Source organism: Roseibium sp. ROS1, assembly GCF_054658215.1.
Genome location: NZ_BAAGIG010000002.1, coordinates 680,831 through 695,909 on the forward strand (window position 1 = coordinate 680,831; position 15,079 = coordinate 695,909).

At 58.1% G+C, this 15,079-nt stretch carries 16 protein-coding genes; 8 read left to right on the forward strand and 8 right to left on the reverse strand.

All coding sequences use genetic code 11. The features are described 5' to 3' along the window. Nucleotides 1-9 precede the first annotated feature (9 nt). The 3 genes from rplI to rpsF form a co-directional block, all read right to left on the reverse strand. Nucleotides 10-594 carry a 50S ribosomal protein L9 gene (gene rplI, locus ACYQ6M_RS11350; RefSeq protein ID WP_023003963.1) on the reverse strand — a complete coding sequence of 195 codons (585 nt, stop codon included), beginning with the start codon at nucleotides 592-594 and terminating at the stop codon, nucleotides 10-12. 116 nt (nucleotides 595-710) lie between these two features. Continuing rightward, nucleotides 711-959, reverse strand: a complete 249-nt coding sequence (gene rpsR / locus ACYQ6M_RS11355) for a 30S ribosomal protein S18 (RefSeq protein ID WP_023003964.1) — start codon at nucleotides 957-959, stop codon at nucleotides 711-713. A gap of 5 nt (nucleotides 960-964) precedes the next feature. Then, nucleotides 965-1,411: a 30S ribosomal protein S6 gene (gene rpsF, locus ACYQ6M_RS11360; RefSeq protein WP_023003965.1), complete on the reverse strand. Its 447-nt coding sequence runs from the start codon at nucleotides 1,409-1,411 to the stop codon at nucleotides 965-967. Nucleotides 1,412-1,986: 575 nt separating this feature from the next. Between rpsF and fabD the strand changes: the two genes are divergently transcribed. From fabD to gmk, 7 genes are all read left to right on the forward strand, one after another. After that, nucleotides 1,987-2,931, forward strand: a complete 945-nt coding sequence (gene fabD / locus ACYQ6M_RS11365) for an ACP S-malonyltransferase (RefSeq protein ID WP_460073840.1) — start codon at nucleotides 1,987-1,989, stop codon at nucleotides 2,929-2,931. 69 nt (nucleotides 2,932-3,000) lie between these two features. Continuing rightward, the gene (gene fabG / locus ACYQ6M_RS11370) at nucleotides 3,001-3,738 is read left to right on the forward strand and encodes a 3-oxoacyl-[acyl-carrier-protein] reductase (protein ID WP_031270724.1); all 738 of its coding nucleotides are present in this window, start codon (nucleotides 3,001-3,003) and stop codon (nucleotides 3,736-3,738) included. Nucleotides 3,739-3,983: 245 nt separating this feature from the next. Further along, nucleotides 3,984-4,217 carry an acyl carrier protein gene (locus ACYQ6M_RS11375; RefSeq protein WP_006931822.1) on the forward strand — a complete coding sequence of 78 codons (234 nt, stop codon included), beginning with the start codon at nucleotides 3,984-3,986 and terminating at the stop codon, nucleotides 4,215-4,217. Nucleotides 4,218-4,301: 84 nt separating this feature from the next. Beyond that, nucleotides 4,302-5,567: a beta-ketoacyl-ACP synthase II gene (gene fabF, locus ACYQ6M_RS11380; protein ID WP_031270725.1), complete on the forward strand. Its 1,266-nt coding sequence runs from the start codon at nucleotides 4,302-4,304 to the stop codon at nucleotides 5,565-5,567. 124 nt (nucleotides 5,568-5,691) lie between these two features. Beyond that, nucleotides 5,692-6,822, forward strand: coding sequence for an endolytic transglycosylase MltG (gene mltG, locus ACYQ6M_RS11385; RefSeq protein WP_460073843.1), 1,131 nt, complete (start codon nucleotides 5,692-5,694; stop codon nucleotides 6,820-6,822). 54 nt (nucleotides 6,823-6,876) lie between these two features. Continuing rightward, entirely contained in the window at nucleotides 6,877-7,770 is an 894-nt protein-coding gene (locus tag ACYQ6M_RS11390) for a YicC/YloC family endoribonuclease (RefSeq protein WP_152506945.1), read from the forward strand. A 5-nt stretch (nucleotides 7,771-7,775) separates the two neighbouring features. Further along, nucleotides 7,776-8,483, forward strand: coding sequence for a guanylate kinase (gmk, locus tag ACYQ6M_RS11395; RefSeq protein ID WP_023003971.1), 708 nt, complete (start codon nucleotides 7,776-7,778; stop codon nucleotides 8,481-8,483). 44 nt (nucleotides 8,484-8,527) lie between these two features. Here gmk and ACYQ6M_RS11400 read toward each other — a convergent pair whose 3' ends face one another. Next, the gene (locus tag ACYQ6M_RS11400) at nucleotides 8,528-9,478 is read right to left on the reverse strand and encodes a LysR family transcriptional regulator (protein WP_460073846.1); all 951 of its coding nucleotides are present in this window, start codon (nucleotides 9,476-9,478) and stop codon (nucleotides 8,528-8,530) included. A 14-nt stretch (nucleotides 9,479-9,492) separates the two neighbouring features. On the opposite strand from ACYQ6M_RS11400, the gene ACYQ6M_RS11405 reads away from it, so the two are divergent. Beyond that, nucleotides 9,493-9,780, forward strand: coding sequence for a hypothetical protein (locus tag ACYQ6M_RS11405; protein WP_460073848.1), 288 nt, complete (start codon nucleotides 9,493-9,495; stop codon nucleotides 9,778-9,780). On the opposite strand, the gene rsmA is transcribed toward ACYQ6M_RS11405, so the two are convergent. The 4 genes from rsmA to ACYQ6M_RS11425 form a co-directional block, all read right to left on the reverse strand. Next, complete coding sequence (rsmA, locus tag ACYQ6M_RS11410) at nucleotides 9,758-10,609, reverse strand: 16S rRNA (adenine(1518)-N(6)/adenine(1519)-N(6))-dimethyltransferase RsmA (protein WP_460073850.1); 852 nt, start codon at nucleotides 10,607-10,609, stop codon at nucleotides 9,758-9,760. The two genes, ACYQ6M_RS11405 and rsmA, sit on opposite strands and share 23 nt — an antisense overlap. Before the next feature lie 14 nt (nucleotides 10,610-10,623). Next, entirely contained in the window at nucleotides 10,624-11,643 is a 1,020-nt protein-coding gene (pdxA, locus tag ACYQ6M_RS11415; RefSeq protein WP_023003974.1) for a 4-hydroxythreonine-4-phosphate dehydrogenase PdxA, read from the reverse strand. Between the two features lie 6 nt (nucleotides 11,644-11,649). Further along, the gene (locus ACYQ6M_RS11420) at nucleotides 11,650-12,570 is read right to left on the reverse strand and encodes a peptidylprolyl isomerase (RefSeq protein ID WP_075281556.1); all 921 of its coding nucleotides are present in this window, start codon (nucleotides 12,568-12,570) and stop codon (nucleotides 11,650-11,652) included. Nucleotides 12,571-12,718: 148 nt separating this feature from the next. Next, nucleotides 12,719-15,040, reverse strand: a complete 2,322-nt coding sequence (locus tag ACYQ6M_RS11425) for an LPS-assembly protein LptD (RefSeq protein ID WP_035907990.1) — start codon at nucleotides 15,038-15,040, stop codon at nucleotides 12,719-12,721. Nucleotides 15,041-15,079 lie beyond the last annotated feature (39 nt).

Below are 15,079 nucleotides of genomic sequence, written 5' to 3' on the forward strand. Positions count from 1 at the left end.
GCGAAGTGCTTAGGCTTCTTCTTCCGCTGCTTCTTCGGAAGCTTCTGCACCTTCTTCGGTGTCTTCTGCTTCTTCGTCTTCTTCGAATTCGAAGACGTCCATTTCCGGCGTGGAGAGATCTTCGCCGGCAGCCTGACGGACAGCTTCGTCTTCAGAACGGGCAACGTTGACGCTGATGGCGACTTCGACTTCCGGGTGCAGCTGGATCAGAACGCTGTGCAGACCGATCGTCTTGATCGGGTTGCGCAGTTCAACCTGGCTGCGGGAAACGGAGAAGCCGGCATTGGTCAGGCCGTCAGCAATATCGCGCGTGGAAACGGAGCCGTAGAGCTGGCCGGTTTCACCAGCGGAACGGATCATCACCAGGGATTCGCCGTCGAGCTTGGAGGCAACGCCTTCAGCTTCGTTCTTGCGCTCAAGGTTACGAGCTTCGAGCTGAACGCGCTCGCGCTCAAAACGCTCGAGGTTCGACTTGTTGGCGCGCAGTGCCTTGCCCTGCGGCAGCAGGAAGTTACGGGCATAGCCGTCGCGTACGCGAACGGTGTCGCCCATCTGGCCGAGCTTGGCGATACGCTCAAGAAGGATAACTTGCATGTCATTTCTCCTACTGTCCCACCCGTTGAGGATGGTTAGAGGCCGTTTGCCCGCGGCCCCAATTCGGGTCTTCCGGGAAGCCCCGAAAGAAACGTCTCAAGATTTTCGAGAAACGCTTAGCTGATCACGAACGGCAGCAGACCGAGCAGGCGGGCGCGCTTGATCGCACGGGCCAGTTCACGCTGCTTCTTCGCGGAAACCGCGGTGATGCGGCTCGGAACAATCTTGCCGCGCTCGGAAATGTAGCGCTGCAGCAGACGGATGTCCTTGTAGTCGATCTTCGGCGCGTTGGTGCCGGAGAACGGGCAGGTCTTCCGGCGACGGAAGAACGGACGGCGGCTCGGGAGCTGTGCAATATCAACCATCAATCTTACTCCCCTTCTGCGCGGCGCGGAGCGCGCTCACCGCGGTCGCCACCGCGTCCACCGCGGTCACCGCCGCGATCGCCACCACCAAAGCGGCCACCACGATCGCCACCACGGCGGTCGTCACGGTCGCGCTTCTGCATCATTGCAGACGGCTCTTCGTCGAGTTCATCGACCTTGAAGGTCATGAAACGCAGAACGTCTTCGCTCAGACCCATCTGACGCTCCATCTCGGCAACCGCGGCGTGCGGAGCGTTGATGTTCATGAGGGTGTAGTGAGCCTTGCGGTTCTTCTTGATGCGGTATGCGAGGGAACGCAGACCCCAGTTTTCCACCTTGCCGATAGTACCGCCAGCGCCTTCGATGAGGCCCTTGTACTGTTCGACGAGTTGTTCGACCTGCTGGGCCGAAACGTCCTGGCGAGCCAGGAAGACGTGCTCGTAAAGAGGCATGGAAATAGCCTTTCTTCGTGTTGACAACGCGGGATCGGCGCAGAGCCTCCTCGTAGCCCCGGAAAGGCACGAGAATTCTAACGAGAGCGGGAACACGGGAAGTCGGATCCGATCAAGGATCCTGGCGTCATGCCCTTCCGTTCAGCCCCCGGCCAAACCCCGGATGAAGCGCGCTCTATACTCTGTTTTGCGGAAATTGCAAGCAGCATACGCCCGAAAGGATCGAAAATCGGGAGAAGATACGAACGCTGCCGATTTGGAAGATCGCCTGACTGTCTATATATATCGGGTTCCCGAAGCAGGTAAGGGGAGGACCGGTTTCGCGCGCAAGACAACGCCCATCGGCTTGCCGGGCATTTCAGGGATAATCAGGACAAAGGAAAACCGGCAAAACCGCCCGAAAAGCGGAAATGATTGCCCTGTGGGCCTTGACAGTTTGGTCAAGACCGTATCATAGCCTCGCGCCAAGTTCGATTTCAGCCTGCACGGGCTGTCTTCTCCGCTTTCTAATAAGCCGTCGACCTTTCGCTATAAGAACAACAAGGTCCGCTCACGAGTCACGGAGGCGTTTCCAGATGACCATTGCATTCACATTTCCCGGCCAGGGCAGTCAGGGCGTTGGAATGGGCAAAGCCCTTGCCGATGCGTTCCCGGAGGCAAAAGCCGTTTTCGACGAAGTCGACGAGGCGCTTGGCCAGAAGCTGTCCGATGTCATGTGGACTGGTCCGGAAGAAACGCTGACGCTGACAGCAAATGCTCAGCCTGCACTTATGGCGGTCAGCCTTGCGACCATGCGCGTTCTGGAAGCCCGCGGCCTCGACCTTGCCGGCAGTGTTTCCTTTGTCGCAGGACATTCTCTTGGTGAATATTCCGCGCTGGCTGCTGCCGGCAGCCTGGATATTGCGACCGCTGCAAAGCTCCTGCGCGTGCGCGGAGATGCCATGCAGGATGCGGTTCCGGCCGGTCAGGGCGCAATGGCTGCGTTGCTCGGGCTGGAGTTTGATGTTGCCGCAGAAGTGGCCGAGGCTGCCGCACAGGGCGAAGTCTGCCAGGCCGCGAACGACAATGCGCCGGGGCAGGTGGTTGTTTCCGGGCATCTGGCCGCCGTCGAGCGCGCCGTCGAGATTGCCAAGGCCAGGGGCGCGCGCCGTGCGGTGATGCTGCCGGTCAGCGCACCGTTCCATTGTTCCCTGATGGGCCCGGCTGCCGACAAGATGGCCGAAGCTCTGGCGAATGCCGAAATCCGCTCTCCTGTCGTGCCGCTGGTCGCAAACGTGCTGGCGCGCCCGATCACTGACGCAAATGAAATTCGCGATCGTCTTGTTCAGCAGGTGACCGGTACCGTGCGTTGGCGCGAAAGCATCAGCTGGCTTGCCGACAACGGTGTCGACACCTTTGTCGAGGTTGGGACAGGCAAGGTGCTGACCGGCATGGTCAAGCGGATCGCCAAGGAAGCCACCGGCATGGCGGTCAATTCTCCGGAAGACATCGACGCCCTTATGGAAAAGATCTCCGGATAAGGCTTATATCGGCCGAGGCGACGATTTGGTCCGCCGCGGACCCAAACAGGAACAATGGAAGGATCCCGAATGTTCAGCTTGGAAGGGAAAAACGCGCTTGTCACCGGTGCCACCGGTGGGATCGGCGAAGCAATCGCCCGGTCGCTCCATGCACAGGGCGCAACCGTCTCCTTGTCCGGCACGCGGGCTGAAAAGCTGGAAGCGCTTGCTGCTGATCTCGGCGAACGCGCCTATGTGACGCCGGCCAATCTGTCCGACCGCGCGGCTGTTGATGCCTTGTTGCCGGCGGCTGAAGAGAAAATGGGCTCTGTCGACATCCTGGTGAACAATGCCGGGATCACGCGCGACAACATCTTCATGCGCATGAAGGATGAAGAGTGGGATCAGGTTCTGGAAGTGAACCTGTCGTCTGGTTTCCGTCTGTGCCGCGCAGCAATCAAGGGCATGATGAAGCGTCGGTCCGGCCGCATCGTCGGCATCACGTCCGTCGTCGGCGTCACCGGAAACCCCGGTCAGGTCAACTATGCGGCGGCCAAGGCCGGCATGATCGGCATGTACAAGTCGCTTGCCCGGGAAGTCGCCAGCCGCAACATCACGGTCAATACGATTGCGCCCGGTTTCATCGAAACGGCAATGACCGATGCGCTGAACGACAAGCAAAAAGAATCGATTTTGACGAGCGTGCCTGCAGGGCGTTTGGGCACTTCCGCAGAGATTGCCGCAGCCGCCGTCTACCTGGCCAGCGATGAAGCCGCTTACGTGACCGGGCAGACCCTGCACGTTAATGGCGGCATGGCTATGATTTAAAAGGAATTTTTGCCGAGCAGGCAAAAAGAATCCGGGCCGCTCACAAGCGGTCTGGATCGGCTGGTAAAGGTCAACAAAGTGTGTTACCAACCCGCCGATTGTTTCGAATTGCACAGTTGGCCAAATAAACTGGCTTGGTGTGCGGCGACATCTTAAAGACCGCGAGTTCGCGCCACCGCTTGTTTGCAAACCGGATGGGGGCAGTTTCGCGAGTGACGAATAGATGAAAACTAAGGAAGTGAAAGATGAGCGATATCGCGGATCGGGTAAAGAAAATCGTCGTTGAGCACCTCGGCGTAGATGCTGACAAAGTTGTTGAAGGTGCAAGCTTCATCGACGACCTGGGCGCAGACAGCCTTGACACGGTCGAGCTGGTCATGGCGTTCGAAGAAGAATTCGGCGTAGAAATCCCGGACACCGCAGCAGAAACCATCCTGACCGTTGGCGATGCTGTCAAATTCCTGGAAGCCAACAAGTAAGGGTAACCCCCTTCTTGTGAATGTTTGAAGATCGGGCCGGCGGGGCGAAACCCCGCCTGGCCCTTCCAACGTAAGTGCGGGTGTATGAGGCGAGTTGTCGTAACTGGGTTGGGCATGGTGACGCCGCTTGGCTGTGGTGTCGATGTCACTTGGAAAAAGATCCTTGAAGGACAGAGCGGGGCCAACAAGGTCACGAATTTCAAAGTTGACGATCTGGCCTGCCAGATCGCATGTCAGATCCCGCGTGACTCGTCCGTTGAAGGCGCGTTCAATCCGGATGACTGGATGGACGTCAAGGAACAGCGCAAGGTCGATGATTTCATCGTCTACGCGATGGCAGCCGCCGATCAGGCGATGGCCGATTCCGGCTACAAGGCCGAGACTTACGAACAACAGGTGCGCTCTGGCGTTTTGATCGGCTCCGGCATCGGTGGTCTTCAGGGCATCGAGCAGGGCGCCAATCTGCTGGCCGAAAAAGGCCCGCGCCGCATTTCTCCGTTTTTCATTCCCGGCCGTCTGATCAACCTTGCCGGCGGGTATGTCTCGATCCGTCACAGCCTGAAGGGCCCGAACCACGCTGTCGTGACCGCGTGTTCGACCGGCGCGCACGCCATTGGCGATGCATCGCGGTTGATTGCCTTCGGTGATGCGGATGTCATGGTTGCCGGCGGTACGGAATCTCCGGTCTGCCGTCTTGCACTCGCGGGCTTTGCTGCCTGCCGTGCGCTTTCCACGGCTTTCAACGACACTCCCGAAAAAGGTTCCCGCCCTTACGACGTCGCCCGCGACGGCTTTGTGATGGGCGAAGGTGCCGGTGTCGTCGTGCTGGAAGAATACGAACATGCAGTTCGCCGCGGCGCAAAGATCTACGGTGAGATAATCGGTTACGGCTTGTCCGGCGATGCTTATCACATCACCGCTCCGTCCTCCGATGGCGATGGTGCCTACCGTTGCATGGAAGCTGCGCTGAAGCGCGCCCAGGTCACGCCGGCCGACATCGACTATGTGAATGCTCATGGAACCTCGACGCCGCTTGGCGACGAGATCGAACTTGGCGCTGTCACCCGGCTTGCGGGAGAACATGCTGCCGATCTGACAATGTCATCGACCAAGTCCTCCATCGGTCACCTTCTCGGTGCTGCTGGTGCGGTCGAGGCCATTTTCTCGGTTCTGGCCATGCGTGACGGTATGGCTCCGCCGACGATCAACCTCGATAATCCGTCTGTCGAGACGGTTATCGACTTGGTGCCGCACAAGCCGAAGAAGCTGGATATCAATGTCGCCCTTTCGAACTCGTTCGGCTTCGGCGGCACAAATGCCTCGCTTGTCTTCCGCAAAGTTGCCGCATAACCCATTCAAGTTCTTCAGGCCGGTCCGATTCTCTCGGGCCGGCCTGAAACTTTGATTGTGACAACTGGTCCGTTTGAGCCTAAGTCAGGGATTTGGGGGCTCAATCTTGGAGGTGCGACCCAATATGCGCATTAAGCCCAAAAGCCCGCGTGAAGCCTTGCAGCCGGAACCGGCGCCTGCGCCTCCGCAACGCTCCAGGCACGTACGCAACCCCTTCGTCATTCTGATCAACATGGTCATCACATTGACCGTGTTCGGACTTGCCGCGTTCGGGGGCGCGCTTTATTTCGGCAAACAGAAATTCGAGGAAAAGGGCCCGCTGCAGAAAGACGCCACCGTGGTGATTTCTTCAGGTGCCGGGCTTTCCGGTATTACCGACAGGCTCTCAGGGCAGGGCGTCATCAGCGACAATCTGCTGGACGAGTGGATCTTCAACCTGGGCATCCGCTTCTACAAGAACGCCACCAAACTGAAAGCCGGTGAATACGCTTTTGCGCCCGGCGTCTCGATGCAGGAGATCATGACCGATCTGGTGGAAGGCAATGCCGTCACCCATTCGGTAACGATCCCGGAAGGCTGGACCACCGCCCAGATCATCGAGCGCGTGCGCGAGCACCCAGTGCTTGTAGGCGAGATTACCGAAGTTCCGGAAGAAGGTGCACTGCTTCCCGAAACCTATACCTTTGCACGCGGTGCCTCGCGCCAGGAAGTTCTCAACCAGATGAAAGCGGCGCAATCCAAGCTGCTGAGCGAAATCTGGGGACGCCGGACGGAAGGCCTGCCGGTCGAAACGCCGGAAGACCTGGTTATTCTCGCGTCGATCGTTGAAAAGGAAACAGCCCTGGCAGACGAGCGACCGCGTGTCGCCGGTGTTTTCGTGAACCGTCTCAACAAGAACATGCGCCTGCAATCCGACCCTACGATCCTTTACGGTCTTTATGGCGGTGAAGCGTGGCTCAAGGACCGCTCGGCAATCAAGCAATCCGAGCTGAAGGCGGACAACAAGTACAACACCTACCAGATCGACGGCTTGCCGCCAGGACCGATCGGTAATCCGGGCCGCGCGGCTATGGAAGCGGTCGCCAATCCTTCCCGCACGCAGGATCTCTATTTCGTGGCCGACGGAACCGGTGGCCACATCTTTGCCGAGACCTACGAGCAGCACCAGGCAAACGTCCGCAAGTGGCGTCAGGTGGAAAGAGACCGTCGTCAGGCGGAGCAGAACCAGGAAACGAAGCCAGCCACATCCAATTGACCGGAGCCCGCCTTTGCGGCGGGCCGGTGGCGGCACATTCGCAAAGGGGGGCACATGGCACTTGCCAGCATGACGGGCTTTGCACGGGCCCTTGGAGAATCCGGACCGGTTCGCTGGACCTGGGAACTGAGATCTGTCAACGGCAAGTCCCTTGACCTTCGTATCCGCATCCCGACGGGTTTGGAGACGCTTGAACCGAAGATCCGCGAGCGTTGCGGCAAGCTTCTTCGGCGCGGAAATGTTTCCGTCGGGCTCTCCATGCAGAGAGACCAGTCCGAACAGCAGCTCCAGGTCAATGAATCGGCTCTTGAAGCTGTCCTTGCAACAATCGATCTCCTCAAGAACCGGGTACCTGATCTTGCTCCGCCGTCGCTTGACGCCATTCTGGCGCAAAAAGGCGTCTTTGAGCTCAAGGAGCCCGAAGAAGACGAAGCGGTTCAGGCAGCGCTTCACAACACTCTTCTGACGACCCTGGATGCTGCGCTGATTGACCTTGTCGACATGCGCCACAGCGAGGGGCAGGCAATTGGCAAGGTGGTACGAGATCAGATCGACAGGATCGCCGAACTGACCCAGGCCGCCGAGGATCTGCCTGCGCGCAAACCGGACGCCATAAAGGCACGGCTGAAGCGACAGCTCGCAGAGCTGATGGATGCTTCGGACGGTCAACTGGATCCGCAGCGCGTGCATCAGGAAGCTGTCTTTCTGGCAACCAAGGCTGACATCCGTGAGGAGCTGGATCGCCTGCATGCCCATGTGGCAGCCGTGCGTGAATTGATGGACACCGGTGGAGCAATCGGAAGGCGCCTGGATTTCCTGGCTCAGGAATTTAACCGGGAAGCCAACACTTTGTGTTCAAAGTCCAACGACGTGGACCTGACAGCCATTGGGCTGGACCTGAAGTCCGTTATCGATCAAATGCGTGAGCAGATACAGAATCTGGAGTGAGCCACATGACCGACGCACCTGCAGGTACCTCAACGGGAACCACTGTCAGTGCGGAGCAGGCCGAGCAGCAGCGCCGTGGCCTGATGCTGGTGCTGTCGTCACCGTCCGGAGCCGGAAAGTCGACGATCGCGCGCCTCCTGCTGCAGAACGAAGACAATCTTGCCCTGTCGATCTCCGTGACCACGCGGCCACGCAGGTCCAGCGAAGTTGACGGCGTGCACTACCACTTCATTGATGCCGGCAGGTTCGAGCAGATGCGCGAGCACGATGAGCTGCTGGAGTGGGCCGAGGTGCATGGCAACTACTACGCCACACCGCGTGGACCGGTCGAAAATGCTATTGAAAATGGCAAGGACATCCTGTTCGACATCGATATTCAGGGAACCTTCCAGCTCTATGAAAAGATGCGTGACGATGTCGTTTCCATCTTCATTCTGCCGCCGTCCATCGCGGAAATGAAATCACGGCTGAAGCGGCGTGCTGAAGATGAGGACACTGTTATCCTCAAGCGGATGAAGACTGCTGTTGGTGAAATGCGCCACTGGTCGAAATACGATTATGTTGTGGTGAATGACGATCTGGAACGCGCTTACGAAAACGTTCGTGCAATCCTGAAAGCAGAAAGACTGAAGCAGTTCCGCTCACCGAAAATCGGTCCGCTCATTCAGGGCATGGTCGATGATCTGGAAAACGAGCTGGCCGAAAAATCCTGACGTCTCAAGCGCTGCCTAAACTGGCCATTCAGCGTCAATAGAAGCTAGGAAGACGAAGAACCTGCACCTGCGACATGAGCTGTATCCCTTTGCTCTGCTCGAGAGGCTGTTTCTGAAAACCTCTGCCGAAAGAGCTTGGCGACGCGATCCTTGACCTCCGACAGCACCGGGTGGAAACGCAGTCTTTCGTGAAAGCTCATCCATGACTCTCCCTGATCGAGTGGGGAAGCGGTCAGGCGTGTCAGACCCTCCGTTTCCGCGATCCAGTCTGGTAGAACGCCCATGGCGTGCCCGGCGTTCAGAATATTGCAGAGCGATACGGAATTGTTGACGGCGTAGCGGCATGTCTTGCCCAGCAGAATGGCGTTGAGCAACTGCGAGGACTTGAGCCGCGCCCGGCTGCCGCAATATCCCGCCCAGATCTGTTCCTGCCAGGTCGAAGGGTCAACAGCGTCCGGTCGCTTTCGGCAGTAGTCCTTTGAGGCGTAGACGTGAAACTGGATCTCACCCAGTTTCTGGACAATCAGGTGCGGATGTTTGGGCTGTCTGTTCCCGATGGCGATGTCGGCGGAGTTCCGGCTGAGATCCCAGAAGGCATCGTCCGCGAAAAATTCGATCCGGACACCGTCAAGACCATCGGTTATCTTGTCGACGTGCCGTGTCAGATAATGCTGCCCCCATTCACCGAGCGTGATCCTGCAGACCTGCTCTCTTGAGCCGACCTTTTCCAGATCAACGGCGCGCCTGAAGTCCGCCGCTCCGCGCGCCATGGATCTGGCAATCTTGATCAAACGTCGGCCACCACCCGTCAGTTCGTAGCCGGTCTGGCGTCGATCGAACAATTGTACGTCCAACTGTTCTTCTAACCGCGCAATATGGCGGCCGACGGTTGGTTGGGACAGGCAAAGAACCTGGGCGGCCTTGCTGAGGCTCCGATTCTCGGCAACAGCAAGAAAGACGCGTACGGCATCCCAGTCAAAATCGGTTTCATTCATTTTTGAATGATATCATGCAACATCATTCAATTACATTCAGAAAAGGTTCTGACATCTTCTGCCCGTCATCAACGGGAGATGAGACAATGGTCAGCTTTTTAAGGGTCCTGTTTTCAAGAAAACGAAACGTTTGGTACACCGGTCCGGACAAGGCTGACCGAAGAAACCAAATGCCGGATTGGATGATGCGGGATCTCGGGTTGGATAACCCAGACAACCTTAAAGCCGTTCAGGCGGGCAAGTGCCGTAAACCGGAACTTTCCATCATCCTGCCAGTCGTCAAACTGCCTGAGCGGCCCTGAACGTGTTGGCAAGTTCAACGAACCCTGCGATGTCGATTTCTTCGGCACGGGCCGTCGGCTTCAACCCGGCCTTTGTGACGAGGTCTTCTGCGTCCGGTGTCAGTGACTTGAGGCTGGCACGCAGCATCTTGCGTCTCTGGCCAAAGGCCGCAGCGGTAATCTTTTCAAGGGCTTTCAGGTCGCAAGGCAGGGGCGAAGGATTTGGCGTCAGATGAACCACAGCCGACGTCACTTTCGGGGGCGGCGTGAACGCCTTTGGGCTGATGTCGAACAGGATCCCGCCCTTGCAGCGCCAGCCTGCCAGAACTGCAAGCCTGCCATAGGCCTTGGACGCGGGGGACGCGCTGATCCGCTCACCGACTTCCTTCTGGAACATCAGCGTCAGCGACGACCAGAATGGCGGCCACTGCGGTGTCGTAATCCAATTGATAAGCAGCTGGGTGCCGACGTTGTAAGGCAGGTTCGCGGCAATGCGGACCCTGTCTCCTCCAGTCAGGGCCACCGGATCGATTTCAAGGGCATCGCCTTCGATGACTTCCAGGCGCCCCGGATAGTGTGCCGAAATTTCGGCAAGAGCCGGCAGGCAGCGGCTGTCCTTTTCAATCGCGATCACCCGCTTCGCTCCTGCGGCCAGCAGGGCACGTGTCAGCCCACCGGGACCAGGGCCGACTTCCAGAACGGTGCAATCTTCAAGACTGCCGGCAGATCGGGCGATGCGAGAGGTGAGATTGAGATCGAGAAGGAAGTTCTGTCCCAGTGACTTTTTCGCATTGAGACCATGAGCGGCGATGACGTCGCGCAACGGGGGCAGGTCGTCTATCTGAGCCATTGATCGCTGTCGCCCTAGAACCGCTCGGGGTTGGCAAGCACATCCGCCATGCGCAAGGACGCAGCGAAACTGTCGACCCGGGCGGTGCCGGTTCCTGCCAGGTTGTATGCCGTGCCATGGTCGGGAGAGGTGCGCACGAAAGGCAGACCCAGCGTGACATTGACGCTCTCATCGAAACCGATGGTCTTCGCCGGTATCAACACCTGGTCGTGATACATGCCAAGTACGCAGTCATAATGCTGCCGTGCGGGCGGGTGGAACAGAGTGTCGGCTGGATGCGGACCTGTCGCCTCGATACCCATCGCTCGCAGGCGAGAAATGGCTGGCTCGATAATGTCGCGGTCTTCTGTTCCCATCGAGCCGTTTTCACCCGCATGAGGGTTCAGCCCGCAAATCGCCAATCGTGGCGACGTGTAGCCAAACCTGGTCTTGAGGTCGCGTGCGGTAATTTCCGCAGTCTCAACGATAAGTTCAGTCGTGAGAGATGTCGGAACATCGCGAATTGGAATGTGAATGGTGACCGGAACCACCATCAACTCCGGTCCGGCAATCATCATCACGGGTTTTGCCGGTTCTCCGGGCCAGTGCATCTCTGCAAGGGAGCCCAGATATTCCGTATGGCCGGGGAAGGCGAAGCCGGTTCGGTAAAGCGCAGCCTTGTTGATCGGACTGGTCACGAGGGCGCAGGCATGGCCGGACTTTATATCGTCGACACACCCTTCAATAGCAGCAACAACGGAAGCTGCCGTTTCAGGTGCTTCCACACCTGGCTGGTCGGGTAGGGCCGGCCCGGTCTGTACAACGGGCAAAGCTTTGGTGAAAGTCGCAACAGCCTCGTCCTGCGCCACCAGCCTGAGCCGCGCGTTCAGGCCCATTTTCTGTGCACGTTCGTGTAGCAGGGATTCGTCACCGCGAATGTAGAATGGCGGCAATCCGAGAGCTTTGCGATTAGCCCATGCAATCAGAGCCAGGTCCGGGCCGATCCCGGCAGGTTCTCCCATACTGACGGCGATCGGCTTCTGGTTGGAGCGCATGTAGGATCAGCGATAAATGATGGTGGAACGACGGCGGATTTCCAGGAGATACCGACGGGACTGGCTTTCGCCTTCCTTCTGTCGCAGCTCGTTTTCAAGTTCCGTGCGAACGGCTATGTCCGAAGCGATTTCGCGTTTTCCGCAAACCGCGATCATTTCGTAACCGACGGGCGTGGTGGACGGTTTCGTCAACTTGCCCGGTGTCATTTTTTCGATTTCGGCGCGCATGTTTTCCGGCAGCTCGGTTTCGAGCCGGCGTCCGATAGGCTGCACAACCACTTCGCTGTATTTGCCGAGAATGGCGCCGGATTCATCGCAGCCGTTGAAAGCAGCCCGGATCTGGTTGCTCTCGTTCTTGCGCTTGGACTTGAAGCCACCGGAGGAATTCTTCGGTACTACGACAATGACCCTTTTGAGGTCATATTCCACGGACTTCTGACGGTCTTCCTCGTCGGTCTTCTTCAAGGCCGCGATCACGTCGGATTCATCCACTTCGATCCGGCCACTGAAACGGGACCGCAACACCTGGTTCCAGGCAAGCTGCGCCTTGAGGCGTTCCTTCAAGGTATCCGGCTGAACACCGCCACTGCGAAGCGCCTTGGAAAGCTGGGCCGGAGACATCTTCACATTGCGGGCAATGTTGTTGAAAGCGTTGTCGACTTCCGACTGGCTGACGTCAACGCCGACACGTTCGGCTTCGGCAAGTTTGACCTGGTCATCGACCAGTTCCTCTTCCGCCTGCTTTTTGGCGATGGATGCGGACTTGCGCTGGGTCATTGTAATCAGCCGAGCGCGTTGGCTGATGTCGTAGTCGGTAATCGGCACATCGTTGACGATGATCTTGATCGCTGCATGGGAAGGCGTTGCCAGCGGCGCTGCCAGGATCAAAGCTAGTCCAAAGAATACCGGAACGATACGAAGTCGCATTGAATAACCATCCGTGCTGGCTTGAGGCCAAACCGAAGTTCGTTGTTTTATGACATGATGTTTCGCATATCATGCCCGAAATTTCAAAGGTTCCACGCATCATGCCTTTTTTCATGGCGGCATGATGACCTACGGTCAGTCAGATGGCCTAGTTGAGAGCGCCGCTTGAAACCTGTGTCGTGCCGATGGTCCTCAACCCGATGCGGAAATAAAGCGTCCGGTTGACGTCATCGCCATCGTTGCGGCTGCGGTCTTCAGCATAGGTGACGGACAGCGAAAAACCTTCGTCGTCATAACCGATCCCGAGACCGTCCTGCACGATGTTGCTGTTTTGCAGATCGTATCGCATGGAGCCGAAAATGCGCCAGTTTTCCTCAAGGCGAAGGCTTGCGGACCCTAGCAGTTCCTCTCGCGGATCATCGATCCCGACATCCGGCTGAGCGTTCAGGAAAGCATAGGCAAGGGAAGACACGACCGGGCCGTAGATACCGCTGGCCTGTGCCTGTATCCGGTTTACGGTGAAATCTTCCTTGTCGAGCCGGGCCTGGGCGCCGACCTTCACACCGTATTGCGTGTCCAGATAGAGGCTGCCGACGTAATCGGACAAGGAAGTTTCCAGACCGGAATCCTGCGTCGCACCGAGTATGTCCGGAATGGCATAGGAGTTGTCGCCGGCAAGCTGATAGGACCGACCGAACAGGCCGCTGACATAGTAGCCGCTATCCAGTTGCAGCTTGTAGTTCAGGCCGACGTTAAGACGTGTGCCGCCTTCGGCGCGGTCAAAGCCCGAGAACTTGTCGTAGTCGAACAGGGTCGTCGTATCAAAGACGATGCTTTGCGCGTCGTCGTTCGGCAGTTCGCCGATCCGCTGCTCGTTCGGACGGGCCACAACCTGGGCGACAGGCTCCAGGATCTGGTTGCCGCCGTTGAAGGTTGCAATGAACGGATACCGGTATTCCAGGCCGATTGCGGGCATCGCACGGCCGACGAAACTTTCGCCGGTGAGAGCGGTCACATCAGAATCAGGTGAGGCCAGAAAGAACAGGTCACCGCGCATATAGGCAAACGGCGTGAACGACTGTCCAAGCGGATCGATGAATGTGCGGCGCCAGTTCCCCTTGACGGACACGCGCGAGAAGGTGCCGTCGATACCACGGAATTTCGCGGTTGTGCCGCCATCAATGGAGAAAGCATCCGTTTCATCGCGTGTCAGCGAGGTGAAGTTGGCAGTCAGTGCCAACTCACCGGCGAGGATCGGATCCGCGAACACATAGTCATAGTCGATCACGGGCAGAACGAGCGGCTGCTTGTCCTGCAGGGAGCTGCCGACCGGAGAGAAGCCATTGGCGTTGAACTGGCTATCCGTATAGTCCTCCTGGGAGATCTGATACGCATAGGCTTTGACAGACAGCGCGTTCCGGTCGGTCTTGCCTTCCAGATAGATCGTGGAGGTCTCGCCGTTGTCGCCAAAACTGGTGAACGAGTAGTCCTTGAAGAACTGACGGTCACTCTTGTAGGTCAGGTTCCAGCCGAGGGTCCAGTCGCGCGCAATGCTGAAGGAGGCGGTCGAATTGACCGCACCGCGCCAGCGATCGTCAGCGCGGTCCGTCGTGAAATTGCTCGGCTGTGCCTGAAACAGGCCAGCCGCAGAAACACTCACTTCGCCAGCGGCAAACCGATGACGATATTCGACATCGCCGAACACGCCCTGCTTGGTGAGTGGCGTCAGAATGGTCGTCACATCGTAATAGGGGCTGAGCGCCCAGTAATAGGGAACGCTTACGCCATACCCGAGTTTGTCGGACACAATGCCGCTGGGCATCAGGAAACCGGACTTTCGGGTGACGGACGGATCCGGCATCGACAGATAGGGCAGGTAGGCAATCGGCTGACCGTAGACCTCGAAGGCTGCGTTCTCGAACCGGATGATCTTTTCCTGCTGATTGTGGATGATCTTCTCGGCCCGCACGCGCCAGAGCGGCGGCTTGTCCGGCGGGTTGGTCGGTTTGGTGTAGACCGTATAGACGCCGTTATCGATGGTCGTGATGTTGTTGCCTTCGCGCCGGGCTTGCTCGGCCAGGAAGCGTGTGCGCCGCGTCGTGTCGATCTGAAGGGCGCGCGCAAAGCCTTCTGAAAAGTCCTCGGACAGGACCATTTCTTCCGTGCGCACGACATTGCCGTTGGATTCGATGAAGATCACATTGCCCGACGCCTTGAGCTGCTGGCTCTTGCGGTCGAAGACAACCTGATGCGCCTGCACGGTGCTGCCGTCGTAATAGACCTGAACATCTCCGGTCGCGACGATGAGATCGCGGTCGAAATCGTAGGTGATCTCACTTGATTCAAGCAGGAGTTCGGCATCGGGATCGACTTGACCGGCCAGACCTGCTGTCAGGTCCTGTGCCGCGGCTGGTGATCCGTACCCATGGCAAAGGGTTGCTGCAATGGCGCACAAGCTCGCCGCAGCCAACAGTCTGCCTTTTTTGGCCCAAGTCTCTGTTGTCAGAAA

Bases quoted from the DNA above. Each gene is read 5' to 3' on its own strand.
- ACYQ6M_RS11375 (WP_006931822.1), top strand. From the start codon at position 3,984: ATGAGCGATATCGCGGATCGGGTAAAGAAAATCGTCGTTGAGCACCTC.
- pdxA (WP_023003974.1), bottom strand. From the start codon at position 11,643: ATGCGCTCCAACCAGAAGCCGATCGCCGTCAGTATGGGAGAACCTGCC.
- rpsR (WP_023003964.1), bottom strand. From the start codon at position 959: ATGGTTGATATTGCACAGCTCCCGAGCCGCCGTCCGTTCTTCCGTCGC.
- fabF (WP_031270725.1), top strand. From the start codon at position 4,302: ATGAGGCGAGTTGTCGTAACTGGGTTGGGCATGGTGACGCCGCTTGGC.
- gmk (WP_023003971.1), top strand. From the start codon at position 7,776: ATGACCGACGCACCTGCAGGTACCTCAACGGGAACCACTGTCAGTGCG.
- ACYQ6M_RS11420 (WP_075281556.1), bottom strand. From the start codon at position 12,570: ATGCGACTTCGTATCGTTCCGGTATTCTTTGGACTAGCTTTGATCCTG.
- rplI (WP_023003963.1), bottom strand. From the start codon at position 594: ATGCAAGTTATCCTTCTTGAGCGTATCGCCAAGCTCGGCCAGATGGGC.
- ACYQ6M_RS11390 (WP_152506945.1), top strand. From the start codon at position 6,877: ATGGCACTTGCCAGCATGACGGGCTTTGCACGGGCCCTTGGAGAATCC.
- mltG (WP_460073843.1), top strand. From the start codon at position 5,692: ATGCGCATTAAGCCCAAAAGCCCGCGTGAAGCCTTGCAGCCGGAACCG.
- ACYQ6M_RS11400 (WP_460073846.1), bottom strand. From the start codon at position 9,478: ATGAATGAAACCGATTTTGACTGGGATGCCGTACGCGTCTTTCTTGCT.
- fabD (WP_460073840.1), top strand. From the start codon at position 1,987: ATGACCATTGCATTCACATTTCCCGGCCAGGGCAGTCAGGGCGTTGGA.
- ACYQ6M_RS11405 (WP_460073848.1), top strand. From the start codon at position 9,493: ATGCAACATCATTCAATTACATTCAGAAAAGGTTCTGACATCTTCTGC.
- rsmA (WP_460073850.1), bottom strand. From the start codon at position 10,609: ATGGCTCAGATAGACGACCTGCCCCCGTTGCGCGACGTCATCGCCGCT.
- rpsF (WP_023003965.1), bottom strand. From the start codon at position 1,411: ATGCCTCTTTACGAGCACGTCTTCCTGGCTCGCCAGGACGTTTCGGCC.
- fabG (WP_031270724.1), top strand. From the start codon at position 3,001: ATGTTCAGCTTGGAAGGGAAAAACGCGCTTGTCACCGGTGCCACCGGT.